The organism is Metabacillus sp. 84, from assembly GCF_050107715.1.
Taxonomy (GTDB): domain Bacteria; phylum Bacillota; class Bacilli; order Bacillales; family Bacillaceae; genus Metabacillus_B.
The window spans coordinates 22,717-48,860 of the sequence record NZ_JBNILN010000013.1 but is presented as its reverse complement, the minus strand read 5'-3'; the positions used below and the strand labels follow the sequence as shown (position 1 = coordinate 48,860).

Below are 26,144 nucleotides of genomic sequence, written 5' to 3'. Positions count from 1 at the left end.
GTATGGAGGATTGTCCAGATCAGTTCGGCAGCTTAATTTGCTTATTCTCCCTTGATTCCTTATACAGGACAATCGTATGACCAATCACCTGAACAAGCTCCGCACGGGCACCCTTGGACAGTTTTTCTGCTACCGTGTCCTTATCCTCTTCACAGTTTTGAAGTATGCTTACTTTGATCAGTTCCCTTACTTCAAGTGCTTCCTCTATTTGCTTAATCATATTCTCATTTACGCCGGCCTTTCCAACTTGGAAAATCGGGTTTAAATGGTGTGCTTCTGAACGCAAAAAGCGTTTTTGTTTACCTGTTAGCATATCTTGCTGCCTCCTAGTTTTTGCAGCACTACAGCCTCCATTGCCTTTACATCAGGCATTTTCCCTGTCCAATGGCGAAATGATAGCGCAGCTTGATAAATAAACATGCCCACACCGGAAACGATGCGGCATCCATGTTTTTCAGCTTCTTGTAAAAACACGGTTTTTACGGGATTATAAATAATGTCGCTCACAATCGTCCCAGGAACAATGCCAGCTAAAGAGATCGGTTTTGCTTGTTCCTTCGGTGACATGCCAATAGACGTCGTCTGAATGATTAAATCATAGTCAGTGAGTGAGCACTGGGCCTGATCAAGAGTGATTACCTTGCTCGAAACAGGGGCACTGCAGCTTTCCAGGATCGCATACGCTCTGGAAGGGGTCCTGTTAGCTAAATCTACCCTTCCGGTCTCAGCATGGGCCATAGCTGAGTATATTCCCCTGGCCGCTCCTCCGGCTCCGATGATCAGACAGGATATTTCGGATAGCTCCTTATCTAAATACGGCAGGACAGATTCTATATACCCTTGTCCATCCGTATTGTATCCTTTTAACCTTCCATCTTCATTCACGATGGTGTTAACGGCTCCCATTCTGGCAGCTGTTTCGTCAATAGCGTCAAGAAAGGGGATGACGTCTTCTTTATGCGGAATGGTCACATTCACACCTTTAATGCCAAGCGCTCTAATTCCTTTAACCGCGGCTTCCAAGTCCCTTTTTTCCACGTGAAACCTATGATAAACGGCATCGATGAGAAGATCCTGAAACGCCAGGTTATGAATTTCAGGAGACATGGAATGGCCTACAGGACATCCGATGATTCCATATACGTCTGCTGTCATGGAAAGGTCCCCCTCCTTAAATCAGCGAGCTCCTGAGCCCTACATAAACACCTTTAGGGGCATATGCGGTAACCTTTTTATTTGGTTCATTAACTGTAATCCAGCCCAGTCCCGAAAAGACGATATCCGTTTTCTCTTCTTTAACCGTAAATGTATGCGGGACAAGTTCCGGAAAATCATCGAGCTGTTCCGGCCGCGGAGGAGACAGAAGTTCCCCTCTGTGCGTTTCATAAAGGTGGTCTGCCTGCTCTAGTTTTGTCCGGTGAATATAAAGCTCATTCGGAATATAGCAGGTAAACGTGCTTCTCCCGCCATGAAGGAAATCAAAGCGCGCCAGGCCCCCGAAAAACAGCGTTTGTTCTTCATTCAGCTGAAACACTTTCGGCTTAATTTCTTTTTTAGGAGACAGCAGCTTCAAATCATCCCTGTTTACATAGTGAGCCATCTGGTGATGGTTGATAATACCTGGTGTATCGTAAAGGGCGGATCCATCATCAAGCGGAATTTCAATTAAATCAAGGGTAGTCCCCGGGTAATGAGAGGTCGTAATCAAATCTTTTTCACCAGCCACCTCTTTTATGATCCGGTTAATGAATGTTGATTTCCCTACATTGGTACATCCCACTACATACACATCTTTGCCTTCGCGGTAATGATCAATGGCTTCCATCACCTCCCGGACACCCTGCCCGCGGGAAGAACTCACGAGAAAGATATCAACAGGCTTCAGCCCATTTTCTTTCGCCTCGCGCTTCATCCAATGAATCAGCTTTTCTCTCTTAACCGATTTTGGAAGGATATCTGCTTTATTGGCCACCAGGAGAATCGGGTTATTGCCGGCGAACCGCTGAATACCGCTGATCCAGCTTCCGCTGAAATCAAAGATATCTACGATTTTAACAATCAGCGAATCCGTTTCCCCTACCCCGTGAAGGATTTTCAGAAAATCAGCATCGGTTAACGACACATCCTGAATCTCATTATAGTTTTTCAGACGGAAGCAGCGCTGGCAAATAATAGGATCTCTTAACAGCGCACTCGAAGGCGTATACCCGATTTCTTCCGGATTTTCCGTCTGGATTACGGCTCCGCAGCCTACACACACAATTTCTTCTTTCACTGCTTTTCCTCCCATTGAATCATACCCTTTTTCTTTAATGTATCCATAATTCTTCTCTCTATTTTCCTGTTAAACTTTGTCACCGCCCCATCTGTGGAAGCAACGGGAACTACTAGAATGGTGTGAAACCCGTTTCGGTTTCCCCCCAGTACATCTGTCAGAAGCTGGTCACCGATAACGACCACTTCCTCCTTTTTCAGCTGCATATCATGAATGGCTTTGCGGAATGCCCGTCCCATTGGCTTTCTCGCTTTATAGATAAAAGGGATCTCAAGGGGATCCGAGAACTCTTTTACCCGCTTTTCAACGTTATTGGAAACAATTGTTACTTTAATTCCGCAGTCATTCATCTCTTTAAACCATTCAATCAGCTTTGGAGTCGCACTCGGTCTGTCCCACTCTACGAGCGTATTGTCTAAATCCGTGATGATCCCTTTTATATTTTTTTCCTTAAGCTTGTATGGGTTAATCTCGAATATGCTTTTTACAAATTCACCTGGTAAAAACAGTTTTAGCAAGGGGCTCACACCTCTGTAATCAAATTTTGCCAGTCTCCATCTTACCGAATTTCGGCACATCTTTCAAAATAATACTGCATCGTAACCACCCGAAAGAAAACTTTTCGACAAAATCCGGCTGAATCTTCCGCCTGTGGATAACTCTATACACAGCAAACAGCCTGTTTTCTCGAAAAACCTTTCAGTTTATAAACAAACTGTTAACAGGTTATCCACTTTTCCCTGTGGATAACGGAACGATTGTTCCTTTTTCCAAAACATGTTAGATTAAAATCAAATAAACCCAACCTGCCATCTTATTCAGAAAAGCACCGGGATAGACCAGTTTTTTCAGGAGGTGACGTGCCAATTATTTGGCCTTCCAGCATGCGTAAATTATCGGATGAACTGCTGATTGAATCGTATTATAAAGCAACTGAATTAAAATTAAGCAACGATTTTATCTATTTAATCGAATCTGAAATCAAGCGCCGGTCTCTTGCTCACTTTTTAAGGAACTCCTGAGCATCGAGAGCTTAGCGCTTTTCTTTTATTATTGCCATACCCTATCGGCCAGCCTCTCAAATCATGAATGCAAGCTATTATACCATGCCCACACCCTATTCCTCTACCCGGCTTGCATGCACAGAAAAAAACACCCCTTCACAAGAGGTGCCTTAGCTGTAAAAACCGCCATAATACCAATAGTAAGCTCCGAAAATCAAAAGCAGAATAAATGCCACAATCAAAACAGCATACCAGAAACCATAACCCGCACAGGGGGGGATATAAGGATACGGATACGGCAGCGGACCGCATCCGGGACTGCACGGATAGTAGCCTGCAGACATCCGAAAGACCTCCTTCACCATTCTTAACAGCATAGTATGTATGTACATATCACTGGGTATAGGCATGTGTCCCATTCTTATAGGAATTTGTCTATTTTTTTAAAAATCCGCTGTCCATTATGGCTTCATACAGCACTCTGGCCCCTTTAGGCGTCATATGATTACCTGAGGGGTCGATCATGCCCGAGGCAATGAGGGCTTTATCTGTATCTCCGCCTGCCTCTCTCACCATATTGCGCCAATGATCGATAAGCGGGACTTTCTCTCTGCCGGCTATTTCTCTTACAATATCGTTGTAGGAGTTGTGCCAGTTGCGGGCACCTTTTCCGGCATCATAATAAATTTTATCGTAGCGAGAGTAATACAGCTTGTCCGTTCCGTTTCCCTCTGCGATTGGCAGGCACGTCATAAGCACAGGCTGACCTCCGTGCTTTTTTATTTCATTTACAAAATACAGCAGATTCTGCTCAAAACGCTGCTTTGACACACGCGGCTTTCCATTTGGGAGAACAACAGCATCGTTCGTCCCGAACATGATAAACACCGTTTCAGGGTTCCGGTTCAGCACATCTTTTTTGAACCGTTTCCTTCCGTCTTCTGTTGTTTCTCCGCCAATCCCCGCATTGTAAATATTGGCTGTACCCTGCTGAGCCAAGGCAAGCAGATTTACCCATTTTTCGTTTTCGGGATAATCCCTTACAGGGTAATTGGCTCCCTCTGTATTGCTGTCTCCAAACGCGACCGCATTGTATTCATTGTTTCCTGCACCGCATCCGGCGGCGAACAGGAGACTGATCATCATGAAAACCTTCTTCAACTCTGGCACCTCCGTAAGCTATACCAAACTATAATATAGAACTTCCCGTGTTTCAACTGATGCAGGCGGGGTTCCCCACTTTCTGAACTTTATGCACGTAAACAGACACGGGCAGGCTTCCCGCTACATAAACATAACTAATAGGCGATTGCCTACATAACGACCGCGGGGGTGCTTACTTGTCCGGATTATTTACAGCTCTGGCCTACGTAATAAGGGAAATGGTTTTTCTTGTAAGCTATGTGAAAAACAACGCTTTTCCGCAGCCTTTGTCTGCCAGCGATGAAAAGAAATACCTGCAATTAATGGCAGAGGGCGATGAGCATGCAAGAAACCTTCTTATTGAACATAATCTAAGGCTTGTCGCTCATATCGTCAAAAAGTTCGAGAACACCGGAGAGGATGCAGAAGACTTGATCTCCATCGGAACGATCGGGCTTATTAAGGCGATTGAAAGCTATTCCCAGGGAAAGGGAACAAAGCTTGCCACCTATGCCGCAAGGTGCATCGAAAATGAAATTCTGATGCATCTCAGAGCCTTAAAAAAAACGAAAAAGGACGTCTCCCTTCATGATCCGATCGGCCAGGATAAAGAGGGCAATGAAATTTCCCTTATCGATGTTCTCAAATCGGAAAGCGAGGATGTCATCGATACGATCCAGCTGAATATGGAGCTCGAGAAAGTCAAACAGTTTATTGATGTATTGGATGAGCGGGAGAAGGAAGTCATCGTCGGTAGGTTCGGCCTCGACCTTCAAAAAGAAAAAACACAGCGCGAAATCGCTAAAGAACTAGGTATCTCAAGAAGCTATGTTTCCCGGATCGAAAAGAGGGCACTTATGAAAATGTTTCATGAATTTTACCGTGCCGAAAAAGAAAAGAACAATAAAAAAAAGAAAAGATAAGGAGAAAGGGTGCTTCCCTCTCTCCTTATCTTTTTTCAGCTAGCCGCTGTCTATCTCCACAGTGAGGTAGTTCGTCATTTCTTTTATCATTACAATCCGCTCCTTTCGTATATGGTTTTCTTTTTCCTACAGCATCAGCTGCCTGTTTTTCACACTTTCCATGATGCTCTTCACCTGCTGATCATAATTGGTTTTTTCTCTTGTTCTCACATTTCTATGGAACGTTATGTTCAAGAATAATAAATGAATGGTCATAAAAATCACCTCCTTTCAATCAAAGCTCTTTAGCCTGATATCCTGAAAAAGAGACCCTCACCGGTGGTTCTTCAGCAGCACAAGATTTGAATTATCATAAAAAAACGCCGCAGGAAGATACCCCGGGCGCTTTTACAGATACTATAAAACGCCGCAAGTAAGCAAATCGCTCAACCTGCGGCGTATTGTCTAATAAATGCACAGAAAAAGAAATACGTTAGCTGGATACCGGCCAAATCGATTTGAACTTCCTATTCAGTTGCTGTTGGGTCATCTCTGTATACATCATTTTAACCGGTCTCCTTTCATTCATTTTATAAGTACATGGTAATTATATCCACAAAACCAACTTTTGTGAACTCTAAATTCAAACTTTTTTGAAAAAAAATGAACTATGTGCGCAAAGGGTCTTCAATGTTAAACGCTCTATCTCCGTAAATATCAAGGCGGAAGTTCAGGCGATTGATGCATCTGCAGGCTTTGGACAAGAAAGAGAAATCACTAGAATGACTTCTTACTATGTAGAGCCGTGGCTAAAGTTTAAAATAACTCAGCATTTGTACTTTTTGCTGCCAAGCATAATAAAACCTGCAGAGTCAATCTGCAGGCTAATCAGCTTCTTCTTGAAGCTTCTTTTTATAAGCTAATGAGATTTTAAAGCAAACCATCGCTCCAGCAAGCATCACGCCTGATGTGCCCATCATCGCATACTGCTCGGCTGTCTGACTGGAAGCAACGAACACACCAATATAGAAAAATGTCCCTAATGCTAAGAGGACAAAAGCATAATTTTTGAAATCATTCACTAAGTTCTCCCACTGTTTTTTCAAGCCAATCACCTGCCGGAAAATGTTTTTACAAATACTAGGATAACATAGTCTGACAATCTATTTGACTTGTAATATCAGGAAATCAGGAAAGAGCCTGCTTTAAATCGGCAATCAAATCCTCTGCGTCTTCAATTCCTACAGAAATTCTGATCAGCCCGTCTGTGATGCCGAGCTCTTTTCTTCTGTCAGCAGGAATCGAAGCATGCGTCATTCTGGCAGGTACCGAGATCAGGCTTTCAACAGCTCCGAGACTTTCTGCAAGGGTAAAGTATTTCAGTCTGCTGAGCACCTCGTCTGCTTTTTCCCCGCTCCCTACATCAAAAGAGACCATTCCGCCGAATCCATTCGCCTGTCTCTTGGCGATATCGTGATTCGGGTGATCCTCAAGACCGGGATAATAAATTGTGGAGACAGCAGGGTGTTCTTTCAAGAACTGTACAATCTGCTTTGTATTTTTCTCATGGGCTTCCATCCTTAAACCGAGCGTTTTCACTCCCCGGATCAAAAGCCAGGAATCCTGAGGCCCCAGCACGCCCCCTGTAGAGTTTTGAACGAAGTGTAGCTCATCTGCAAGCTCCTGGGTGTTTACCGCGACAAGACCCGCTACGACATCGCTGTGCCCCCCTATATACTTCGTGGCACTGTGAAGGACGATATCTGCCCCTTGAGTAAGCGGCATCTGCCAGTAAGGCGTGCTGAAGGTGTTATCCACGATGGTAAGCAGACCCTTTTCTTTAGCGAGCCTCGCAGAAGCCTCAATGTCTGTAATTTTCAGCAGAGGGTTTGTAGGCGTTTCTAAATAAAGAGCCTTCGTATTGGATTGGATGGCGTCAGTTATGTTTTCAAGTTTACTTGTATCCACAAAGGTAGATTCAATCCCAAGACGGTTCAAAACCTTTGTCATGACACGGTACGTTCCGCCGTAAACATCATCCGTCATAATGACGTGGTCTCCGCTGCTGAACAGCATCATGACAGCTGAGATTGCCGCCATACCGGAACCGAATGCAAATCCGGCATGTCCCTCTTCCAGATCCTTAATCAATTCCTCGAGAGCATGTCTGGTGGGGTTCCCTGTACGGGAATATTCATAGCCTTTATGCTCGCCTACACGGTCCTGCTTATACGTGCTAACCTGATAAACCGGAACATTCACAGCTCCTGTCTGGACATCGCCCGTAATCCCGCCGTGAATCATCTTCGTAAGTTTCTTCATGTTCAGATACCCCCTTCGTAAATTTTCTTGCTCAAGTAGCGTTCGCTGCTGTCTGCGAAGACTGTAACGAGCGTACTTCCCTCTTTTGCTTTCTCAGCTTCTAGAAGGGCTGCGTGAAAAGCCGCTCCCGAAGAGCTTCCGACAAGAAGCCCCTCCCGCTTTGCGAGTTCTTTCACTCTTCGGAAGGCGTCTTCGTCAGATACTGTATGGATGGCATCGAAATAATCGGGATTCATATATTCCGGCAAAAACTCCATCCCGATGCCCTCTGTTTTATGGGGACCCGATTCCCCTCCGTTCAATATAGAGCCCTCGGGTTCGACAATGCACGCTTTTAATTCAGGATTTTGTTCCTTTAAATACTCAGCCGTTCCCATAAAGGTTCCACCTGTTCCTGCGCCTGCCACAAACAGATCCACCTTCCCGTCAAGCTGCTCCCAGATTTCTGGTCCGAGCGTCTTGTAATAAGCAAGCGGATTCGCAGGGTTGGCAAACTGCTGCGGACAATAGGAACCGGGAATCTCCTCTAGGAGCTCCTGGGCTTTTTTGATGGCGCCTTTCATTCCGTCTGCCGTGGGTGTATGCACAATCCTGGCGCCGAGCGCCTTCATGATTTCCTGTTTTTCCATACTGAATTTTTCAGGAATGCAAAACACCGCCTGCAAATCTTTATTCAGGGCAGCTAGGGCCAGGCCGATTCCTGTATTCCCCGCAGTAGGTTCTACAATGGTCCCGCCCTTCTGCACCTTTTCTGTCCGAAGCGCTTCCTCAATCAGTTCTTTCCCGAGCCGGTCCTTAATACTGCCGCCGGGATTGCAAAACTCGAGCTTCGCAAACAGACGTGTACCTTTAGGAAGAGGAAAATGCTGAATTTCCATAAGGGGAGTAGAACCGATTAATTCATGAATTCCTTTGATAACTTTCATTCCATGCACCTTCTCTGTCGGAAGCTAATTAATTTAAATGACGGACAATCCTCAGCACATGCTCTGCAGAATGCAGGCCTGCTTTTTCCAGGAACTGATCAAACGATACATCTGATTCTTTCCCTGCAATATCAGATAATGCCCGGATGATGACAAATGGAACTTGAAACTGGTGGCATACTTGAGCAATCGCAGCTGCTTCCATTTCAACCGCGTAAAGATTATCAAATTTTGTCCGGATGTACTCAACCCGTTCAGGATCATTCATAAATGAGTCTCCCGTAGCAATCATCCCTGTAACGGCCTGAATGCCTTCGATGTTTTTTGCCTGCTCTTCCGCAATTTCCAATAGGCGCTGGTCAGGGAGATAGGCAGGGGGAAGACCTGGAACCTGGCCGTATTCATACCCAAATGCCGTTACATCCACATCATGGTGCCTCACTTCCGCCGAAACAACCACATCTCCTACATTCAAAGAATGATGGAAACCTCCGGCTGAACCGGTATTGATGACATAATCCGGTTTAAAGCGGTCAAGCAATATGGATGTACTCATGGCGGCGTTAACTTTGCCGATTCCGGATTTCAGCAGGACAATCTCTTTTCCTTCGTACACACCCTGGGTAAATTCACTTCCGGCAATCATTTCGCTGCTTCTGCCTTCCAATTTTTCTCTCAGTATCGTCACTTCTTCTTCCATTGCTCCGATAATAGCGATTTTCATTAGAACAACCCTCTTTTTTTAAAATTACTGTTTTACTGCCTCCATGATCCATACAAATGGATTCATTTGAGTAAACGAAACAGAAAACCCATGCTTCAGAAAAATCTGCTTCATCACAATATGGGTCGTGTAATATTCTGTTTCAAGATCCTTTACAAGGCCCGTAAACTGCCTTCTTTTTGACTCATCGATCTTTTTCACATACGCATCCCGATCTGTGAAAACAGTATCAGCAAAGATTATTTTACCACCATTGGCAAGCATGCTTCCATATCTGCCGATGGCTTTCTCTTTTTCTTCATCAGTCAAATGGTGAAATGCATACGTGCTTACAATGGAATCAACCTGCTCAGGAGGCTCTGGAAAATCCAGAAAGTCTCCATCGTTTATCATAATCTCTGCAGGGAGCTTTGCTTTTGCCTTCTCACGCATGGCGCTTGAAGGCTCAATTCCATAAACCTTTCTGCCGAGTTCGTGCAGAATAGCGGTTAAATTTCCAGTCCCCACTCCAAACTCCAGCACAACATGGCCCGTACTTGCCGCTGTCTGGTTCAGAATCTCTTCATAATTTTGAAAAACCTCTTTATATTCTCTTGTCTTGCCGCTAACCGTGCTGTCATAATCAGAGGCCCATCCTTCAAACAATTCCAAAAACTCTCTCCCCATGAACCATCTCTCCCTTTTATTGAAACTATATAATTCCTATGTGTATAGTATGAATTAAGCCGAGTAACTGTTCAAATAGTATCATAAAGAGTTCTTCTTCTCAATATAAATGTTTTCCATATCCCACTGGAACAAGGTTTTTGGTAAACTGAACATAGAGATTTGAGGAGGAGCATCAAACATGAATTTTCAGCTTGATTATTTAAAAGACAAAGTCGAATTTTTCGAAGCAGCCAGCATTAAGGATCTGGAATTGAAAATTGCCGAGCAAATCGATCACAACAAAGCCATTATGATGGAGGTACATTCTGTTACTCATCAAATGCATGTGACGGAGGATGGTCGAAGGTTTTACAGTGCAGTTGTTCATTTTAAAGCGAAGTAATAAGGCCTCCAATTTGGCTTATTTCTTGAGTGACGGTTTCGCGTTGTCTGACATTGTTGTCTGACATGGCCCGTTGTCTGACATTGTTGTCTGACATCACCATAATGTCTGACATCCTTGTCTGACATCACCTCGTTGTCTGACATTCTTGTCTGACATGGCCGTGTTGTCTGACATTCTTGTCTGACATCACCATAATGTCTGACATCCTTGTCTGACATCACCTTGTTGTCTGACATTCTTGTCTGGCATCACCTCGTTGTCTGACATTCTTGTCTGACATCACCATAATGTCTGACATCCTTGTCTGACATCACCATAATGTCTGACATTCTTGTCTGACATCACCTCATTGTCTGACATTCTTGTCTGACATCACCTCATTGTCTGACATCACCCCGTCGTCTGAAACTCCACCTTCCCATCAAAAAAAGTGCTCTGAGCGTGTAATAGCCCAGAGCACTTTCTTCTGATGTGACTTTTAGTTGTTTCCTTGACATGCCCAATAGCGATTGAGAAGCGCTCAGGGGCTGCTTTGCACAGTATGGTGTTATTTCAGTTTTTCAACTTTAACCGGCTTCCATCCTTCGTTTTCAACAAACTGGATGGATACTCTTAGCTTTTCATCCGAACCTTTTGCTGAGATTGTGCCGATGGCATCATCAGGTGAACCGTTGTTTTCAAGGCGCCAGATGGTCATATTGTCTGCCTGTACACCTGTTGCGGCTGTCAATGCCTTGGTCATTTCCTGCCAATCAGTCGAACCTTTATCATAAACCGCGGTATGGTCACCTTCCTGGGTAGTTCCCACCGGCTTCCAATTGGGATTTTCAATGACTTCGGCAACATCTGATCCAGGTTCGCCTTCTGTTACAGTTGCCCCTTCGTTTGGATCTTCAGACTGCTCTTTCTCATTTTTCTGCTTTTCTTCTTCCTTCGCTTTTTCATCTGCAGCCTTATCCTCAGCAGATTGTTCATCGCCGGATGTATTTTGTGTTTCTTTATCCTTGTTTTCCGCTTCATCAGAAGCATTGTCTTCCTGATCTGCAGCCGGCTCTTCACTTTGAGTTTCCTGCTGGTCAGAGATTTTGCTGTTGGAAGTCTCTTCTTTTTCTCCGCCTAAGATAAGCTGATAGCCAACGGCTAAGATGAGAATTAGCACAATTCCGATGAGCGCATTGAGAACAACATTCGTTTTTCTGCGCTTATCACGATTGCCGTAACGGGTTTTATTCATTCTCTTCACTCCTTTTCCCACTTACCTTCTGTACTATTCTATCACCGGTATGCGAATGAAGCCAGTTTAGATTTACTCCTGGATGTCCAGACCGGAAGCAATCTGATAGAACACTTTATTTGCTGCTGCCCTGCTGCTGATTGTTTCAGCATCCAGGACGACAAGCGCATATTTTGGCTTGCCGGATGGAAAATAGCCTGCAAACCATTTATTGATGAGGTTGTTCCCATTCGGATCCTTTCTGCCTGTTTCGGCTGTACCCGATTTTCCGGACACCTCAAACGGAAGGGCCCCGAATCCTGCGCCTGTTCCCTGTTCATCCGTCACGACCAGCCGAAGGAGTTTTTGGAGTTTTTGGGCTGTGTAGTGGTCAAGCGTTACGTCTGACAGTTCTTTATCAGGAAACTGGAACATCGATGTGCCGTTTTTATATAAAATTTCTTCTGCAGTTTTTACGGCCATTCCTTTTCCCCCTCTTGCGATCGTTGCCATCATGTTGGCGATGGCGAGCGGTGTAGCCTGGACATCCTTTTGTCCAATGGCCGTCTGGGCAACGGCTTTTGCTGAGCTTTTGTCGCGGTGATCGCTCCAGACAGTACCTTGTTTTTCTTCAGGGAACTGCCTGAACGCGCCATAATGAAAAACGGTTCCTTCCCATCCAACCGGGTTTACAAGCCCGAGTTTTTCGGCGGTATTTTCCATATAATCCGCATCTTTACGAATCAGCTGGCTTGAAAGAACATTAAATGTATAATTGCAGCTTCTTGAAAAACTTGTATCGAAATCAAGCGTTCCAAGCTTCCGGTCTTCTTCTGCCCCCCCATAAGGGTTGAGATCGCAATTATAGCGGGCAGACGGGTGATCCAGGCCATTCTCGACCGCTGCAGCGGCGGTTACAATTTTATAAATAGAGCCCGGTTTCATGCTTTCGAGCATATAGTTTTTCAGGCTTGCCTGTTCCCCGTTAACATTTAAATCCGGTTTGCTGGCCATGGCGAGCAGGGTGCTGGACTCAATATCAATTAGCACGGCGCCTCCCTTTTGTACGCCGGCTTCAGTCAGTGCTTCTTCCATTAATCTTTGAATGGCCAAATCCAATGTCGTTTTTACTTTGACTGGAAAATGGGCGCTTGAGTCAGCAATGTACTTTACATTTACGCCAAAAAGCGGATTTCCATTTCCATCTACGTGATAGAGCAGCTTCGTTTCAGACTCAGGCAGCAGAAATTCATCAAACGCTTTTTGAAGTCCGGCGGCTCCGATTTTCACGGTAGACGGCAGTTTTTTGTCCGGGTATCTTTTTGCGAGCACTTTAGGCATTTCCGCAGTATACCCCATGATATGGAAGGCAGACAGCTCATTTGGATGATCCTGGACCATCACTCCATAAACGCCCGGAATTTTCAGAGCGTTTATTTTCTCGAGGTCTGCGCTGTCCAGGGCAGCTCCATCGCCGCTGGATAAAATGACCGGAGATTCGGCTTTGGATACTAGAGAACGAAGGATCCCATCTGACATCCCTGCAAGATCTGCTATTTCTGCGCTGGGCCAGTCAAGACCTTTAATAAATGGAAACAAAACGAGGGAGGGCTTTACTCCCGCGGACAGCAATTCCCCGTTCCGGTCGATCAGTGTTCCTCTTCCATCATCAATTAATACGGATTGCGTCCGCTGTGCTACGCTCTCTTCTATTAAATTGATATGATGGCTGCCAAAGGATTCTGTCCGGAACAGCTGAAGCTCTGCCAATCTCCATGCTAAAACAGCAATGCCTGCCGTGATTACAATGCAGACCGTCCTGACTCTCTTCTTGATTTTCCGCATAAAAAAACCACCTCATCCACATTGTCGACGAGGCGGTTCCGGTTTAATCGGATTTACTTGATATTTACGATTTTTACCTGCATTTCCCCACCTGGGGTCTGAACGGATACTTCGTCTCCAACCTGCTTGCCGATAAGGCTTTTCGCAATTGGTGAGTCGTTGGAAATTTTTCCTTCGAAAGGATCGGCTTCTGCACTTCCTACAATCGTGTAGGACTCTTCATCGCCTTTTGGAAGCTCCTGGAACGTCACGGTTTTTCCAAGGGCCACTACGTTCGTGTTTGATGTATCTTCTACGATAATCTTAGCATTGCGGATCATATTCTCGAGTGTCGTAATTCTTCCCTCAACAAACGCCTGCTCTTCCTTAGCGGAATCATACTCGGAGTTTTCAGAAAGATCACCGAAGCTGCGCGCGATTTTGATACGCTCGACCACTTCTTTGCGGCGTACCGTTTTCATGTACTCCAATTCCTGTTCGAGCTTTTCTTTTCCTTCTTTCGTCATCGGAAATTCTTTCTCTTGTGCCATTGATATCCACTCCTTCTGAAACAGCTGTCCCCCGAATTTTTTTGTATGTAAGACCTGTTAATAATACAAGAGCGAGGGCAAGCCTGCCCTCACACTCTTTTTCATATTCAGAAATGCTTCTGTTCACTCTCTGAACGCATTTTTACATGAAACGTTTAACAATCTATACATAATATGGGCACAGTGCTCTATATCTATGCTATGTTATTACAAAATAGCGTTTTGTTCAAGAATTGTTTGAATTTTTGTTACCATTAAATCCACGGCTACGTGGTTCTGTCCACCCTCTGGAATGATAATATCAGCATAGCGCTTCGTCGGTTCGATAAACTGGTTATGCATCGGCCTTACAACTGAGACATACTGTTCAATGACAGAATCAATCGAACGGCCCCGCTCCTTTATATCTCGCAGAATGCGGCGGATAATCCGTATGTCTGCATCCGTATCCACATACATCTTGATGTCCATGAGATCCCTCAGGCGTTCATCCTCCAGAATAAGGATCCCTTCCAGAATGATAACATCCTTTGGTTCAATGCGCAGAACCTCTTCTGACCTGGTATGAATGGTGTAATCATAGACAGGCTTTTCAATGCCTTCATAGTGAAGAAGTTTTTTTAAGTGATCAATTAGAAGATCATTGTCAAAGGCAAGCGGATGGTCATAATTCGTGTTCAGACGTTCTTCATACGGAAGATGGCTTTGATCCTTGTAGTAGTAATCTTGTTCGAGCATCATGATGGAATGTCCTTTGAAGTGCTCATAGATCGCTTTGGTTACACTTGTTTTACCAGAACCGGATCCTCCGGCAACCCCTATTACGACGGGTTTCTTTCCCATTGCCTCAGAACCCCTTCCGCATCATGTTGTATGGATAAACCGGCCGGTCCAATTTGAATGTAACGGTTTGAAGCGGGTGGCGCGCTGCATCCAGCTCATTTCCTTCTTCATCATACACCTTTTCGATGACTGTACGGAAGTTTTCGAGCTCCGGTCCGAAGAATTCGACTTCGTCTCCAGGCTTAAAATAGTTCCGCTGCTGAAGCGTCACTGTTTTTCCTTCCGGGTCATAGTTCAGCACCATTCCTACGAAATCAAAGTTCGTCTTTTTGCCGTGAACGCCGAACATCTGCTCTTTATGCCCTGGCACTCCTTCAAAGAAGGCAGGAGCGGTCTCGCGATTTGCGCACTTGTCCAGCTCCTCAAGCCACTCCTGCTGGATTGTAAAGTTATCAGGGTCCGCACAGTAAGCATCAATTACTTTCCGGTATACGCTGACTACAGTGGCTACATAGTGAATGGATTTCATCCGTCCTTCTATTTTCAGGCTGTCGATTCCCATTTCAATCATTCTTGGAATCGATTCGACCAGTTTGAGATCCTTTGGACTCATCGCAAATGGTGAATCGTTTTCTCCAAAGAGCGGTGTTTCCTTTCCATCCTCCTGCTTATAAAGATCATAATCCCAGCGGCAGGACTGGCAGCAGCCTCCACGGTTGGAGTCGCGTGCTGTCATATGGTTGGAAAGAGTACAGCGTCCGGAATAGGCAATGCACATCGCTCCGTGGATAAACGTTTCTATTTCAATATCCACCTTCTCTTTCATTTCGCGGATCTCGTCCCCGCTTGTCTCACGGGCGAGAACAACACGCTCAAGCCCTTCCTCTTTCCAAAACTGAACAGCTTTCCAGTTTGAAAGAGACTGCTGGGTGCTTAAGTGGATCTCGAGCTTTGGAGCGGCTGTTTTACATGTTTCGATGATGAGGGGATCTGCGACAATGATACCGGTAACTCCCGCATCTTCAAGCCCTTTCAAATAATCAGCGATCCCATCCATATTTTCGTTATGGGCAAAAATATTGGTGGTTACGTAAATTTTTGCGTTGTATTGATTGGCAAATTGGACGCCTTCTGCCATTTCTTCCTGTGAAAAGTTGTCTGCGTTTGAGCGAAGACCATATTCCCGTCCTCCTATAAATACAGCATCTGCTCCATAGCGGACGGCAATTTTCAGCTTTTCCAGATTTCCAGCCGGCGCCAAGAGCTCAGGTTTTTTCGTAATGACGCGTTTTCCATTGATGAGGGTGGAAATAGAATCGGTTACTCTATTCATACGTATACCTCCTTATTTATTTTTATTGCTTATATCGTCCGTCCTCAGTAGACGGTTTCTTTAAAGAAAAAGCCGGTGTCAAGCGGCCGGTGGGTAGGCTGGATTTCTTCAATTTCTGACAGCAGGCTGCTCTTGACCTCTTCATATTCCTCACGCGCATCTACGCACAGGTCAATGGCTTTCCTGTATTTTTTTGTGACTTCGATGACATATTCGCTCGTTTGAAGAACCCCGTCGATCTTAAAGGAATCCACGCCTGCGTCAATCAAGTCTTCCAATTCATCGATTATACACATATCGTTGGGACTCATAATGTGTGTGCCGTTCTGATCTTCATAAACCGGATATTTGTTTTCCCTTTCTTTATCATGAAGCAGCAGACCCTTTTCCATCTTATCCTGATTCACGACTTCCATCGATTTTCCCTGATATAAATAATAGTTTCCGATTAAAGAACGCTTGGACTGGAACATGCACGTCATTCCATGGACTTGGATCTCAATTTCCACTTCTGCATTTTCCTTCGTCTCAACGATTGAATCCATGTTGAGCTCCCTCGCAAGCACTGCTCTTTGTGCACCTTTCCTGCCCCAATAGTTGCAGGTAAAGTAGTTGGTCGCTGTCGTCTCTGTATTCCAGTGAAGTTTCATATCCGGAACTGTTTCCCGGGCTGTCATCAGAACAGCCGGGTCTCCGAACACAATGGCATCAGCCTTGGCTTCTTTAAGGAAAAGCATGTAATCGGCTAAGTCTTCGATAAGATCGTTATGAAAAATCGCGTTCATCGCCGCGTATACTTTAACCCCGTTCTGATGGGCGATCTCAACCGCTTTCCTGAAATCCTCACGGTTAAACTCCCCTGCGAGACGAAGACCGAATTTTTGCTCACCGATTATCATAGCCGTTGCTCCTGCTTTCGCAAGCGCCTCTATATCATCGAGCTTTGAAGGAGTGACTAGCAATTCTGGTTTTTTCACGTTTGCTCACCTCTTTTAATGCTTACGGCGATGCCGTCTCCAACAGGGATAATGCATGTATCGAATCCCTGATGTGACATCAGCCAGCTGTTATACCCCGCAATTTTTTTCACGAGGCTTCTGATTCGTTTATTGTCAATATGGTCCTGCTCTTCTGCGACAAGACCTTTAAATAAAATATTATCGGTAATGATCATACCGCCGTTATTGAGCATGGGCTCATATAATTCAAAAAAACGCTGATACTGCCCTTTTGCCGCATCGATAAACAATGCATCAAAAGGCCCTTCATTCCTTATTTGATCATGAATCTCCAGGGCATCACCGAAATATATCCGGATTCTGCTACTGAGATCCGACTGTTTCGTCCGTAAAAGTGCCTGATCGTAACGATCCTGGTCTCTTTCTATACTCACTATAGAGGCTTTCGGAACAGCGGACGCCATGCGGATGGCTGAATAGCCGATGGCCGTTCCGATTTCTAGTATGCGAAGGGGAGAATGGATACGGAGAAATTGCAGCAAAACTTCCATTCCTGCTGCTTCCATAATGGGAACTCCATGCTCTTGAGCATAGCTCTCCATATCCTTGATCGGGCCGGAGCGTTCGGGAATCATGCTTTCTATATAAGCATGAAGAGTTGGTTCAAGCACTGAATTGGCCTCCTTGCGCAAAAAGAAGAGTTCTGATTAGGAACTCTTGCCTTCATTATATCTGCGGTCGTGTCTGCACACAACTTGATATATTTTAGCACAAATAAAGAGGGAATGAAATAAATTTCACTCCCTCTCTGAGTTATGATTCTTCTCTCGGCCCGGTAATATATTTTTCTTTAAGCTGATTATGCTCTTTGAGTGTTCTTGAATAATATACTTTCCCTTCCGGCGATGCCAGGAAATACAGATAATCTGTATTATCAGGCTGCAGCGCGGCTTCCATGGACATGGTACCGCTATTGGAAATCGGTCCTGGAGGGAGGCCTTTGTTTTTGTACGTATTATACGGTGAAGAGACTTTCAGGTCATCATAGGTTACACGGTCTTTATGCTCTCCCAAAGCATAGAGCACGGTGGGATCCGTCTGAAGAGGCATGTCCTGGTTGATCCGGTTAACAAACACACTGGATATTTTCTGTCTGTCAACTTGTCCTGTGGCCTCCTCTTCAATTAGAGAGGACATCGTCAGGAAGGTGTGAACGGTCCACTTTTTTTCCTTAATCTGCGGAAGAAGCGGCTTTACCCGCTTATCTGTCTCCCCGATCATCTTCTCGAGAATGGCATCAAGTGAAGTATTTGGATCTTTGAAAGGATAGGTTGCCGGGAATAAATAGCCTTCAAGCTTATATTTCACGGATTTGCTGTCCACTTCTTTGGATACAGTATCCGGAAATTTTTCTTTCATCGAAGCGATAAACTCTGGATCCTGTACTTTTTTTAACACTTCTTCCTTTGAAAACTCGGAATTATTTTCAATAATTGCCGCAATTTGCGTTAATTTGTGGCCTTCTGGTACCATCAGCTGAATGGCTACATCTTCAGACATTTTTCCGGTTTTCAGAAGCTCGATCATATCATCCATCGTCATGGACCTGCTCATCAGATAGTCTCCTGCCTGAAAACCTGTTTCATTTTTAAACTTTACATAGTATTTAAAAACTCTGGCATCTTTAATCAGACCTTCATCCTTCAGTTCTGCAGCAATGCCTGTGACAGAAGAACCAAGAGGAATCGAAACCTTCACTTCCTTTTTATCTGCTGAATCTACGGGACTCAATGCATTTTGTATATAGATGATCCCTGTGACCGCTATCAAAGCCAGGGCAATTCCTGTTATAAGGACAATCCTGATTACAATCTTCCGGATTGATTTTGCTTCTTCCTGTCTTTCAAGTAAAGTCTTATGTATAGATGATTTATCAGATTTATGTTTCATCTTTTTCCCCCTTCCACTTCCCATTATTATACTACAAAATTCCCCTTTATTCGTCATTAACAATTTGTATCCATACGGCGCTTTTCCAATTGCTTTAGCTGCAGAGGGCCAGGGGGAACCGGCGGCTCTATTCAGAAACTGAATGAAAAAAAGGAAGCCGGGTTCCCATCCCGGCTTCCTTCTGTATTATTCTTCTTCCTCTTCGTTATCGAAGAATGTGTTCATCATTTCTTCAATCATGTCCCATTCTTCTTCAGTTTCAATCGGCTGAAGTTCGCCGTCTTCTCCGTTTTCGTTCGGAGTAAAGCTTGATGCATGAATCTCGACATCTTCTTCATCCTGATCTTCGCTGCTGATTGGATAGTATAGCACGTAAGATTTGTTAAACTCATCGGATTCGAACGTAAATAAGATTTCGCAAAGCTGCTCGTTTCCGTTCTCATCCACTACTGTAATTTGCTTTTCTCCATGTTCCATAACTATTCACCTCGTTTAGTACTCTCCGTTACCGGAGGCTGTCAAGATACCCTTGGAGGATCATGACCGCAGCCATTTTATCAATGACCTTTTTTCGTTTTTTTCTGCTGACGTCTGCTTCAATGAGCATTCGTTCGGCAGCCATCGTAGTCAGACGCTCGTCCCAAAGGACGACCGGAAGCGAGAAGGTTTCCTCTAATAAAGAGGCAAACCGCTGGCAGGCTTCCCCGCGCGGGCCGATGGTGCCATTCATATTTTTGGGAAGACCGACGACAATCTTGTCCGCTTCTTCCGTTTTGATCAGTTCAGAAAGCCTCGTCAGACCATAGTCTCCGCCTTCTTCGTTAATTTTAACCGTTTCGAGGCCCTGGGCCGTCCAGCCAAGGTAGTCACTGACTGCTACTCCGATTGTTTTCGTTCCATAATCCAAACCAAGTACTCGCATGCATTACTCCCCGCGGTTATTTTGCAGATACGATTTTACAAGCTCTTCAATCAGCTCGTCACGCTCAAGCTTCCGGATCAGGCTTCTGGCATCCCGGTGCCTCGGAATATAAGCCGGATCACCGGAAAGCAAATAGCCGACAATCTGATTGATCGGATTGTAGCCTTTTTCTTTCAGTGCATCATATACGGTAAACAAAACTTCGTTCACATCTGCTTGAACGGAATCCTCCGAAACGTTGAATTTCATTGTTTTATCGAATGAGCTCACTGTCTGCACCTCTTTCTCAAGTTCACATAGAGGACTGAATCCTGCTCGTCCTGACTCTTATCACCATTCTACACTAAGAATGGGAATTATAAAACGGATTTAATCCATTCCTCTGCATAGTTTAAAGCAGATTCAAGTTTTTCAGGGTCTTTCCCGCCTGCCTGAGCCATATCAGGACGGCCTCCGCCGCCTCCGCCGCAGCGCTCTGCCACTTCTTTAACGAGCTTGCCTGCATGAAGCCCCCGGTCGATCAGGTCCTTGGAAACACCGGCTGCAATATTCACTTTATCACCGCTGGCAGCTCCCAGCACGATGACAGCTGATCCCAGCTTTGCTTTTAAATCATCAAGAATTGCCCGAAGACTGTTCATGTCCTTGGCATTCACCTTGCTTGCAAGAAGTTTTACTCCGTCCACATCTTTTACCTGATCTGTCAAAGAGGATGCTTCAAGATTGCCCAATTTAGAGGTCAGCGATTCATTTTCGCGCTGCAGCTCTTTCAGTTCAGCTGCCAGGCTGTCAATTCTGGCCGGAACCTCTTTTGCCTTCGTTTTCAGCTTGACCGCAGCTTCCTCAAGAATCGACAGCTGGTCACTCATCGCTTCATAGGCTGTTTTGCCTGTAACAGCTTCTATCCTTCTCGTACCTGCTCCAATTCCCGATTCAGAGATGAGCTTGAACAGACCGATCGAAGAGGTATTTTCGACATGACAGCCCCCGCAAAGCTCGACACTGTAATCTCCGATTTGAACAACGCGGACAATTTTTCCGTATTTTTCACCGAATAGAGCCATGGCGCCCATTGCTTTCGCTTCGTCAATCGGCTTCAGGTCAATGTTCACTCCGATGCCTGCCCAAATTTTTTCGTTAACGGTGTGCTCGATCTGTTTAAGCTCACTGTCGGTAATCTGGCCGAAGTGGGAAAAGTCAAAACGCAGGCGGTCTGCCGTTACTAAGGAGCCCGCCTGATTTACATGGCCTCCAAGAACATCCTTCAGTGCTTGATGCAGCAGGTGGGTAGCCGTGTGGTTTTTAACAACGCCTTCCCGGATACGCCGGTCCACTGCAGCTGCAGCCTTATCATGTTTATGGATGGTGCCCTTCTCAACAATTGCACGGTGAAGGTTCTGCCCATTCGGTGCCTTTTTTACATCCTTCACACGGACGGTAAACCTATCATTTGAAATGGTTCCTTCATCTGCAATCTGGCCGCCGCTTTCCGCGTAAAATGGTGTCTGCACAAGGATAAGCTGAATCTCATCGCCTTCACTCGCCTCATCGGCAAGCTCGCCATTTTTTATGAGAGCCGCAATTTCCGTTTCAACGTTGAGCGTTTCATATCCAACAAACGTGCTTTCCTTTTTAAGATCACCGAGAACCCCGCCCTGAACCTGCATGGAATCGACTTCCTGGCGCGCGGATCTTGCCCGCTCCCGCTGCTTTTCCATTTCAGCTTCAAAGCCTTCCGTGTCGATCTCCATTTCTTCTTCCTCTGCATATTCCTCTGTCAGCTCTACAGGGAAGCCATAAGTGTCATAAAGACGGAAGACGTCTGCGCCTGGTATGATGCGGTGCCCGGCTTGCCTTTGTTTTTTTATTACCTCAGAAAGAATAGCAAGTCCATCATTGAGCGTTTCATGGAACCGCTCTTCTTCATTTTTGATTACTTTTTGAATGAATTCTGTTTTTTGTTGAACCTCCGGATAGAAGGCTTCCATGATTTCTCCGACTGCCGGTACAAGCTCAAACATAAACGGACGGTTAATATCGAGCTTCTTAGCGTACCTGACAGCGCGGCGCAGCAAACGGCGCAGCACATATCCGCGGCCTTCATTTGACGGCAAAGCTCCATCACCGACTGCAAAAGAAACCGTTCTGATATGATCGGCGATGACCTTGAACGCCTCATCCTTTTCCTTGCTGCCGTGATACTCCATACCGGAAATCTTAGCTGTTGCTTCAATAATTGGCATAAAAAGATCGGTTTCATAGTTAGTCGGTACGTTTTGGATCACAGAACACATGCGCTCAAGCCCCATGCCAGTATCAATGTTTTTCTTAGGAAGCGGCGTATAGGTGCCGTCCGAATTATGGTTAAACTCAGAAAAAACGAGATTCCACACTTCCAAATACCGTTCATTTTCCCCGCCCGGGTACAGCTCAGGATCTTCCGGGTCATGACCGTAAACCTCACCCCGGTCATAAAAAATTTCCGTATTCGGGCCGCTCGGACCTTCGCCGATATCCCAGAAGTTCCCTTCAAGGCGGATGATGCGGTCTTCCGGAACACCTACTTTTTCTGTCCAGATTTCAAATGCTTCATCATCTTCAGGATGAATGGTCACAGAAAGCTTTTCTGGATCAAAGCCAATCCATTTGTCACTCGTGAGGAATTCCCATGCCCATTCGATCGCTTCAACCTTAAAGTACTCTCCTATCGAAAAGTTCCCAAGCATTTCAAAAAAGGTATGGTGGCGTGCTGTTTTTCCGACGTTCTCAATATCATTCGTCCGGATGGATTTTTGAGCATTGCAAATCCTTGGGTTTGCCGGAATCACCCGTCCATCAAAATATTTTTTCAGGGTAGCGACTCCGCTGTTGATCCACAGCAATGAAGGATCCTCATGCGGAACGAGGGAAGCGCTTGGCTCAACGGCATGGCCTTTTTCTTTAAAGAAATCAAGAAACATCTGCCGTACTTCTGCGGACGTTAAAAATTTCATTGGTAATCCTCCTTTTTGTATGTAAGCCGGGGGACTCTGCAAAAACAAAAAACTCCCGTTCCTGCGCAAATCAGTATTGATTTGCACAGGGACGAGAGTTTGCTTGCTCGCGGTACCACCCTGATTATGGATGCAGGCATCCATCAGCTTCATTCGGCCATAACGCGGTCACGGGACGGCAGGGCTTTTACCTGCACTCAGGAATAGCATTCTGTTACCCTTCATCAAATGCCTTTTCAGCCTGGAGGCATTCTCTCTTTAGAATGGACTGTAACATACTCGTTTCCATCAATGTTTTATGTATTCTATTGATGATTATAGTCAAACCCTGCCCGCCTGTCAATCAGCTCTGAGCAGGCGAACTCCATGCTCCACCATAACACGCAGCACCGCTGTAACCGGTACGGCAATGATCAGGCCGAATATCCCGGCCAGCTCCCCTCCTGCAGCCAGCGCAAGCATAATAACAATGGGATGCATATGAAGGCTTCTTCCCACTATAAGCGGGCTGATGACGTTCCCCTCAAGAAACTGCAGAACCAATATAATAATGACTACTGTAATTACCGTCTCTGTTGACATCGCGGCCGCCAGTATCAGCGCAGGAACCGCTCCAATCACCGGTCCAAAGTAGGGAATGATGTTAGTAACCGCAATAATTATCCCAAGCACAAGCGGATATTTGACCCCGAAAATCCAGAGTGAGAGAAAAGCAAGCAATCCGATAATCACACAGACGAAGAACTGGCCCCGGATATAGCTTCCCAGCGATTCATCCGCATCCCGGATCAGCTCCTTGCCCCTTCTCCTCCACTTTTTCGGAGTTAAATACCAAGCCGTTTTTTTTAAAAGGGTAAAATCCTTCAGCATATAAAAAACCAGAAACGGGATTAATGTCAGAATCACCGCATTATCAAATAATGAACGAATCGAAAATATAATCGTATCAATCATCCCGGAGAGCCATTGTTCCGCCTCTCCAAGCAGGTCCTCCACCCGGTGATGAAGCCCCACCGGCCAATGATCCGTCTGATCGCGAACCATTGCAAGCCACCCCTCATAAAGCCGCACCATCCGCGGAGCATTCGCCGACAGCTCCATCAGCTGATTGATCAGCAAAGGAACCCCACGGTAACACCCGTAAGCAATCGACCCGAAAAACAGGAGATAGATAATTAGAATCGAGAGCGTTCTCGGCAGTCCCGTCTCATGCAGCTTCTCCACAATCGGATGAAGCAGATATGTAATAAACGAAGCGATTAAAAACGGAATGAAAATAGCCTGGGCAATAATCCACACTGGATTCCAGACAACCTTCAGCTTCAAAAACAAATAAAGGGACAGAAGCGACAGGAGAACAATCCCCGCTCTGTACAGAATCTTTTTTTCCTTCATGGGGCATTCCTCCGGTTTTTAGTTTGGGAGGATGGCGGGGGGATTATTCAAGAAGCGGCCACAACTTTACGAGAATTTAGACATTAATCCTGTAAAAACTTAATTTGGAATGTCCAACAGGCTTCATATTCATCTGATTAAATAATTTTTTCACGATCGAACTGGATGGTATATCCAAAAAGAATCGAGCCTCCCGGTTCGTTATGGTTTTCTGAAACAGGAGAGCGTAGTCTTCTAACGCTGGATGGTGCGCATTCTCCATTGTGTGACTGCAAATGGAACAAGTCCAAAGTGATTTAAATGCTTTTTTCATTGTGAGATTACAGCAGGCGCTACAATAAACTCCTGGTAAAACATCCTCTCTCTTGATTTCAAAGCGCTTAAGCATGTCAGTTTGACTTAATGCATGTTCATTGGCTAATCTTGCAACCAACTCGTTTACCTGGTCGGTAGTTAAAATCTTTTGATTAAGGACATTCTCTAATTCATTCATTTTAAAAGGAATAATTGAACTATGAAGGACTTTCTGATGGATAGAGCTGTTTTTGGATGACGTTTGCAGAATTGTTCGCGGATTTGCAATAATTATGAAGGTTTTAATCGGTAAATCAGGGAAATCAAACTTTTTTAGCCATGTTGAAAACTGCATCTCCTGTCGTTTTATTTGAATGAGCGGATCTGGAAACGGCTCTTTAACATCATTTTGGATACGGATCAGCTGTGAGAATTCGGAGTCGAAGTAAAGAGTTCCCGCAATATTTTTGACTTCAAGTATTACAATAAAAGCCTTAGTAACAATCAGCACATCAATTTGAAAGTAATGCTGACCATCAAACAACCTGACATCATGGAAAATTTTGAAGTCATTATTTATGAAACTCAAGGGGTATACTAAAGCTCTTTCTCCAACATAACCTGCCGTTCTTGCTGCTAACGCTTTTTTTATACTTTCTGTCTTGGGATGACCTGAGGGCAGCCTTCTTTTTAAGGCTTGTAATTGTTTTAAAGCAAGGGGAACTTCGAGGGGTTTAACAATCATTTGTTTACTCCTTTCCACATCTCCCATTTAGTTTCTGCAAACTCCCGCAAAACCCTGCTTCCACCCAATACTTTTTTGACAGTTAGCAGTCCTGCTTTAGCTATGTCGGATGCTGACTGAATCGGACCGGATCATTAGCTGTGCCGGCCGTCTTTTTATGTTTACGGGCCAACTTTTCACGCTTGCGGGCCAACTTTCCGCGTTTACGGGCCAACTTTTCACGCTTGCGGGCCAACTTTCCGCGTTTACGGGCCAACTTTCCGCGTTTACGGGCCAACTTTTCACGCTTGCGGGCCAACTTTCCGCGTTTACGGGCCAACTTTTCACGCTTGCGGGCCAACTTTCCCCGTTTACGGGCCAACTTTCGCAATATACGGGCCATACGACACCTCTCATCAAATTTCAACAGAATTCGCGACCCTCCCCAAACCACAAAAAACCCCCGCCAAATAGGCGGGGGGTACATATGCAGCATTCAATCAGTCGAACATTCTTTTCATTGAACGCTGAAGGCTTTTTCTCATTCTGCGGGTATTCATGCGTTTTCTGTTGCCCATGGCATAGGTGGCAGCAGCGCCGAGTCCCATTGAAATTAATGAGGTCATGGTGCGGTTCATGTCGGTTTCCTCCTCTAATTTCGTCAGCTTACGGTTCGGTCGTGTTCGTCAAACAAATCGTCCAATGAGCTTAAGGTTCCATCTTCTTCAACCTGGTGGGTCAAAATCATTCCTTTGGAGACGGAAAGCTCGATAAAGCAGCCCCAGCAATAGTACTGGTTCACTCCTATTTTCCCCAGGTCCTTGCATTGGCAGTTCGGGCATTTCAGCATACC

General features: G+C 45.2%; 31 protein-coding genes and 1 other annotated feature. Of the genes, 4 read left to right on the top strand and 27 right to left on the bottom strand.

The window, feature by feature from the left end; all coding sequences use genetic code 11:
* Window positions 1–19: 19 nt before the first annotated feature.
* The 4 genes from yhbY to ACQCV8_RS17160 are packed head-to-tail and all read right to left on the bottom strand — an operon-like array spanning window position 20 to window position 2,793.
* Window positions 20–313: a ribosome assembly RNA-binding protein YhbY gene (gene yhbY, locus ACQCV8_RS17175; RefSeq protein WP_426846515.1), complete on the bottom strand. Its 294-nt coding sequence runs from the start codon at window positions 311–313 to the stop codon at window positions 20–22.
* The gene (aroE, locus tag ACQCV8_RS17170) at window positions 307–1,155 is read right to left on the bottom strand and encodes a shikimate dehydrogenase (protein WP_426846513.1); all 849 of its coding nucleotides are present in this window, start codon (window positions 1,153–1,155) and stop codon (window positions 307–309) included. The genes yhbY and aroE overlap by 7 nt, the downstream gene beginning before the upstream one ends.
* A gap of 16 nt (window positions 1,156–1,171) precedes the next feature.
* Window positions 1,172–2,290: a ribosome biogenesis GTPase YqeH gene (gene yqeH, locus ACQCV8_RS17165; protein ID WP_426846511.1), complete on the bottom strand. Its 1,119-nt coding sequence runs from the start codon at window positions 2,288–2,290 to the stop codon at window positions 1,172–1,174.
* Entirely contained in the window at window positions 2,272–2,793 is a 522-nt protein-coding gene (locus tag ACQCV8_RS17160; RefSeq protein WP_426846509.1) for a YqeG family HAD IIIA-type phosphatase, read from the bottom strand. The genes yqeH and ACQCV8_RS17160 overlap by 19 nt, the downstream gene beginning before the upstream one ends.
* 366 nt (window positions 2,794–3,159) lie before the next feature.
* On the opposite strand from ACQCV8_RS17160, the gene ACQCV8_RS17155 reads away from it, so the two are divergent.
* On the top strand, window positions 3,160–3,297 hold the full coding sequence (locus ACQCV8_RS17155) for a sporulation histidine kinase inhibitor Sda (protein WP_426846603.1): 138 nt from the start codon (window positions 3,160–3,162) through the stop codon (window positions 3,295–3,297).
* 417 nt (window positions 3,298–3,714) lie between these two features.
* Here ACQCV8_RS17155 and ACQCV8_RS17150 read toward each other — a convergent pair whose 3' ends face one another.
* Window positions 3,715–4,440, bottom strand: coding sequence for an SGNH/GDSL hydrolase family protein (locus ACQCV8_RS17150; protein ID WP_426846507.1), 726 nt, complete (start codon window positions 4,438–4,440; stop codon window positions 3,715–3,717).
* Window positions 4,441–4,619: 179 nt separating this feature from the next.
* On the opposite strand from ACQCV8_RS17150, the gene sigK reads away from it, so the two are divergent.
* On the top strand, window positions 4,620–5,345 hold the full coding sequence (gene sigK / locus ACQCV8_RS17145; RefSeq protein WP_426846505.1) for an RNA polymerase sporulation sigma factor SigK: 726 nt from the start codon (window positions 4,620–4,622) through the stop codon (window positions 5,343–5,345).
* Between the two features lie 126 nt (window positions 5,346–5,471).
* Here the strand turns inward: sigK and ACQCV8_RS17140 are convergent, their stop codons facing one another.
* From ACQCV8_RS17140 to ACQCV8_RS17115, 6 genes are all read right to left on the bottom strand, one after another.
* Window positions 5,472–5,600: a YrzI family small protein gene (locus tag ACQCV8_RS17140; RefSeq protein ID WP_426846503.1), complete on the bottom strand. Its 129-nt coding sequence runs from the start codon at window positions 5,598–5,600 to the stop codon at window positions 5,472–5,474.
* Window positions 5,601–6,208: 608 nt separating this feature from the next.
* The gene (locus ACQCV8_RS17135; protein ID WP_426846501.1) at window positions 6,209–6,430 is read right to left on the bottom strand and encodes a YrhC family protein; all 222 of its coding nucleotides are present in this window, start codon (window positions 6,428–6,430) and stop codon (window positions 6,209–6,211) included.
* An 82-nt stretch (window positions 6,431–6,512) separates the two neighbouring features.
* The gene (locus tag ACQCV8_RS17130; protein ID WP_426846499.1) at window positions 6,513–7,646 is read right to left on the bottom strand and encodes a bifunctional cystathionine gamma-lyase/homocysteine desulfhydrase; all 1,134 of its coding nucleotides are present in this window, start codon (window positions 7,644–7,646) and stop codon (window positions 6,513–6,515) included.
* 2 nt (window positions 7,647–7,648) lie between these two features.
* Window positions 7,649–8,572 carry a PLP-dependent cysteine synthase family protein gene (locus ACQCV8_RS17125; RefSeq protein WP_426846497.1) on the bottom strand — a complete coding sequence of 308 codons (924 nt, stop codon included), beginning with the start codon at window positions 8,570–8,572 and terminating at the stop codon, window positions 7,649–7,651.
* 28 nt (window positions 8,573–8,600) lie between these two features.
* Window positions 8,601–9,296 carry a 5'-methylthioadenosine/S-adenosylhomocysteine nucleosidase gene (gene mtnN / locus ACQCV8_RS17120; protein ID WP_426846495.1) on the bottom strand — a complete coding sequence of 232 codons (696 nt, stop codon included), beginning with the start codon at window positions 9,294–9,296 and terminating at the stop codon, window positions 8,601–8,603.
* 24 nt (window positions 9,297–9,320) lie between these two features.
* A complete protein-coding gene (locus tag ACQCV8_RS17115; protein ID WP_426846493.1) occupies window positions 9,321–9,962 on the bottom strand; it encodes a class I SAM-dependent methyltransferase in 642 nt (213 codons plus the stop codon).
* A gap of 181 nt (window positions 9,963–10,143) precedes the next feature.
* Between ACQCV8_RS17115 and ACQCV8_RS17110 the strand changes: the two genes are divergently transcribed.
* Window positions 10,144–10,347, top strand: a complete 204-nt coding sequence (locus ACQCV8_RS17110) for a DUF2536 family protein (RefSeq protein WP_426846491.1) — start codon at window positions 10,144–10,146, stop codon at window positions 10,345–10,347.
* A gap of 550 nt (window positions 10,348–10,897) precedes the next feature.
* Here ACQCV8_RS17110 and ACQCV8_RS17105 read toward each other — a convergent pair.
* From ACQCV8_RS17105 to ACQCV8_RS17040, 14 genes are all read right to left on the bottom strand, one after another.
* Window positions 10,898–11,584 (bottom strand): YrrS family protein, encoded by a 687-nt coding sequence (locus ACQCV8_RS17105; protein ID WP_426846489.1) that lies wholly within the window; start codon window positions 11,582–11,584, stop codon window positions 10,898–10,900.
* A 72-nt stretch (window positions 11,585–11,656) separates the two neighbouring features.
* A complete protein-coding gene (locus tag ACQCV8_RS17100; protein WP_426846487.1) occupies window positions 11,657–13,408 on the bottom strand; it encodes a peptidoglycan D,D-transpeptidase FtsI family protein in 1,752 nt (583 codons plus the stop codon).
* A 53-nt stretch (window positions 13,409–13,461) separates the two neighbouring features.
* Window positions 13,462–13,938: a transcription elongation factor GreA gene (gene greA, locus ACQCV8_RS17095; protein WP_426846485.1), complete on the bottom strand. Its 477-nt coding sequence runs from the start codon at window positions 13,936–13,938 to the stop codon at window positions 13,462–13,464.
* 207 nt (window positions 13,939–14,145) lie between these two features.
* Complete coding sequence (udk, locus tag ACQCV8_RS17090; protein ID WP_426846483.1) at window positions 14,146–14,781, bottom strand: uridine kinase; 636 nt, start codon at window positions 14,779–14,781, stop codon at window positions 14,146–14,148.
* Window positions 14,782–14,785: 4 nt separating this feature from the next.
* Window positions 14,786–16,054: a peptidase U32 family protein gene (locus ACQCV8_RS17085; protein ID WP_426846481.1), complete on the bottom strand. Its 1,269-nt coding sequence runs from the start codon at window positions 16,052–16,054 to the stop codon at window positions 14,786–14,788.
* 44 nt (window positions 16,055–16,098) lie between these two features.
* Window positions 16,099–17,031, bottom strand: coding sequence for a peptidase U32 family protein (locus ACQCV8_RS17080; protein ID WP_426846479.1), 933 nt, complete (start codon window positions 17,029–17,031; stop codon window positions 16,099–16,101).
* A complete protein-coding gene (locus ACQCV8_RS17075) occupies window positions 17,028–17,684 on the bottom strand; it encodes an O-methyltransferase (protein ID WP_426846477.1) in 657 nt (218 codons plus the stop codon). Before ACQCV8_RS17075 ends, ACQCV8_RS17080 begins: the two co-directional genes overlap by 4 nt.
* Window positions 17,685–17,826: 142 nt before the next feature.
* Entirely contained in the window at window positions 17,827–18,963 is a 1,137-nt protein-coding gene (mltG, locus tag ACQCV8_RS17070) for an endolytic transglycosylase MltG (RefSeq protein ID WP_426846475.1), read from the bottom strand.
* Between the two features lie 186 nt (window positions 18,964–19,149).
* Window positions 19,150–19,440 carry a DUF1292 domain-containing protein gene (locus ACQCV8_RS17065; RefSeq protein WP_426846473.1) on the bottom strand — a complete coding sequence of 97 codons (291 nt, stop codon included), beginning with the start codon at window positions 19,438–19,440 and terminating at the stop codon, window positions 19,150–19,152.
* A 28-nt stretch (window positions 19,441–19,468) separates the two neighbouring features.
* Window positions 19,469–19,885, bottom strand: a complete 417-nt coding sequence (gene ruvX / locus ACQCV8_RS17060; RefSeq protein WP_426846471.1) for a Holliday junction resolvase RuvX — start codon at window positions 19,883–19,885, stop codon at window positions 19,469–19,471.
* Window positions 19,886–19,888: 3 nt separating this feature from the next.
* Window positions 19,889–20,155 (bottom strand): IreB family regulatory phosphoprotein, encoded by a 267-nt coding sequence (locus ACQCV8_RS17055; protein WP_426846469.1) that lies wholly within the window; start codon window positions 20,153–20,155, stop codon window positions 19,889–19,891.
* 86 nt (window positions 20,156–20,241) lie between these two features.
* Entirely contained in the window at window positions 20,242–22,878 is a 2,637-nt protein-coding gene (alaS, locus tag ACQCV8_RS17050; RefSeq protein WP_426846467.1) for an alanine--tRNA ligase, read from the bottom strand.
* An 84-nt stretch (window positions 22,879–22,962) separates the two neighbouring features.
* Window positions 22,963–23,179: a binding site (T-box leader), on the bottom strand.
* 38 nt (window positions 23,180–23,217) lie between these two features.
* Window positions 23,218–24,273: an AI-2E family transporter gene (locus ACQCV8_RS17045; protein WP_426846465.1), complete on the bottom strand. Its 1,056-nt coding sequence runs from the start codon at window positions 24,271–24,273 to the stop codon at window positions 23,218–23,220.
* 76 nt (window positions 24,274–24,349) lie between these two features.
* A complete protein-coding gene (locus ACQCV8_RS17040) occupies window positions 24,350–25,312 on the bottom strand; it encodes a nuclease-related domain-containing protein (RefSeq protein WP_426846463.1) in 963 nt (320 codons plus the stop codon).
* A 138-nt stretch (window positions 25,313–25,450) separates the two neighbouring features.
* Here ACQCV8_RS17040 and ACQCV8_RS17035 point away from each other — a divergent pair, with 138 nt between their 5' ends.
* Window positions 25,451–25,765: a hypothetical protein gene (locus ACQCV8_RS17035; protein ID WP_426846601.1), complete on the top strand. Its 315-nt coding sequence runs from the start codon at window positions 25,451–25,453 to the stop codon at window positions 25,763–25,765.
* A gap of 26 nt (window positions 25,766–25,791) precedes the next feature.
* Here the strand turns inward: ACQCV8_RS17035 and ACQCV8_RS17030 are convergent, their stop codons facing one another.
* Window positions 25,792–25,929 (bottom strand): DUF3918 family protein, encoded by a 138-nt coding sequence (locus tag ACQCV8_RS17030; RefSeq protein WP_426846461.1) that lies wholly within the window; start codon window positions 25,927–25,929, stop codon window positions 25,792–25,794.
* 23 nt (window positions 25,930–25,952) lie between these two features.
* Window positions 25,953–26,141 carry a hypothetical protein gene (locus ACQCV8_RS17025; protein WP_035405225.1) on the bottom strand — a complete coding sequence of 63 codons (189 nt, stop codon included), beginning with the start codon at window positions 26,139–26,141 and terminating at the stop codon, window positions 25,953–25,955.
* Between the last annotated feature and the right edge of the window lie 3 nt (window positions 26,142–26,144).

Coding starts and splice junctions, on each gene's coding strand:
- ACQCV8_RS17130 (WP_426846499.1), bottom strand. CDS start 7,646: ATGAAGAAACTTACGAAGATGATTCACGGCGGGATTACGGGCGATGTC.
- mtnN (WP_426846495.1), bottom strand. CDS start 9,296: ATGAAAATCGCTATTATCGGAGCAATGGAAGAAGAAGTGACGATACTG.
- yhbY (WP_426846515.1), bottom strand. CDS start 313: ATGCTAACAGGTAAACAAAAACGCTTTTTGCGTTCAGAAGCACACCAT.
- ACQCV8_RS17030 (WP_426846461.1), bottom strand. CDS start 25,929: ATGAACCGCACCATGACCTCATTAATTTCAATGGGACTCGGCGCTGCT.
- ACQCV8_RS17065 (WP_426846473.1), bottom strand. CDS start 19,440: ATGGAACATGGAGAAAAGCAAATTACAGTAGTGGATGAGAACGGAAAC.
- ACQCV8_RS17125 (WP_426846497.1), bottom strand. CDS start 8,572: ATGAAAGTTATCAAAGGAATTCATGAATTAATCGGTTCTACTCCCCTT.
- ACQCV8_RS17040 (WP_426846463.1), bottom strand. CDS start 25,312: ATGATTGTTAAACCCCTCGAAGTTCCCCTTGCTTTAAAACAATTACAA.
- ACQCV8_RS17100 (WP_426846487.1), bottom strand. CDS start 13,408: ATGCGGAAAATCAAGAAGAGAGTCAGGACGGTCTGCATTGTAATCACG.
- mltG (WP_426846475.1), bottom strand. CDS start 18,963: ATGAAACATAAATCTGATAAATCATCTATACATAAGACTTTACTTGAA.
- udk (WP_426846483.1), bottom strand. CDS start 14,781: ATGGGAAAGAAACCCGTCGTAATAGGGGTTGCCGGAGGATCCGGTTCT.
- ACQCV8_RS17110 (WP_426846491.1), top strand. CDS start 10,144: ATGAATTTTCAGCTTGATTATTTAAAAGACAAAGTCGAATTTTTCGAA.
- aroE (WP_426846513.1), bottom strand. CDS start 1,155: ATGACAGCAGACGTATATGGAATCATCGGATGTCCTGTAGGCCATTCC.
- ACQCV8_RS17045 (WP_426846465.1), bottom strand. CDS start 24,273: ATGAAGGAAAAAAAGATTCTGTACAGAGCGGGGATTGTTCTCCTGTCG.
- ACQCV8_RS17115 (WP_426846493.1), bottom strand. CDS start 9,962: ATGGGGAGAGAGTTTTTGGAATTGTTTGAAGGATGGGCCTCTGATTAT.
- ACQCV8_RS17155 (WP_426846603.1), top strand. CDS start 3,160: ATGCGTAAATTATCGGATGAACTGCTGATTGAATCGTATTATAAAGCA.
- yqeH (WP_426846511.1), bottom strand. CDS start 2,290: ATGGGAGGAAAAGCAGTGAAAGAAGAAATTGTGTGTGTAGGCTGCGGA.
- ruvX (WP_426846471.1), bottom strand. CDS start 19,885: ATGCGAGTACTTGGTTTGGATTATGGAACGAAAACAATCGGAGTAGCA.
- alaS (WP_426846467.1), bottom strand. CDS start 22,878: ATGAAATTTTTAACGTCCGCAGAAGTACGGCAGATGTTTCTTGATTTC.
- greA (WP_426846485.1), bottom strand. CDS start 13,938: ATGGCACAAGAGAAAGAATTTCCGATGACGAAAGAAGGAAAAGAAAAG.
- ACQCV8_RS17085 (WP_426846481.1), bottom strand. CDS start 16,054: ATGAATAGAGTAACCGATTCTATTTCCACCCTCATCAATGGAAAACGC.
- ACQCV8_RS17025 (WP_035405225.1), bottom strand. CDS start 26,141: ATGCTGAAATGCCCGAACTGCCAATGCAAGGACCTGGGGAAAATAGGA.
- ACQCV8_RS17105 (WP_426846489.1), bottom strand. CDS start 11,584: ATGAATAAAACCCGTTACGGCAATCGTGATAAGCGCAGAAAAACGAAT.
- ACQCV8_RS17140 (WP_426846503.1), bottom strand. CDS start 5,600: ATGACCATTCATTTATTATTCTTGAACATAACGTTCCATAGAAATGTG.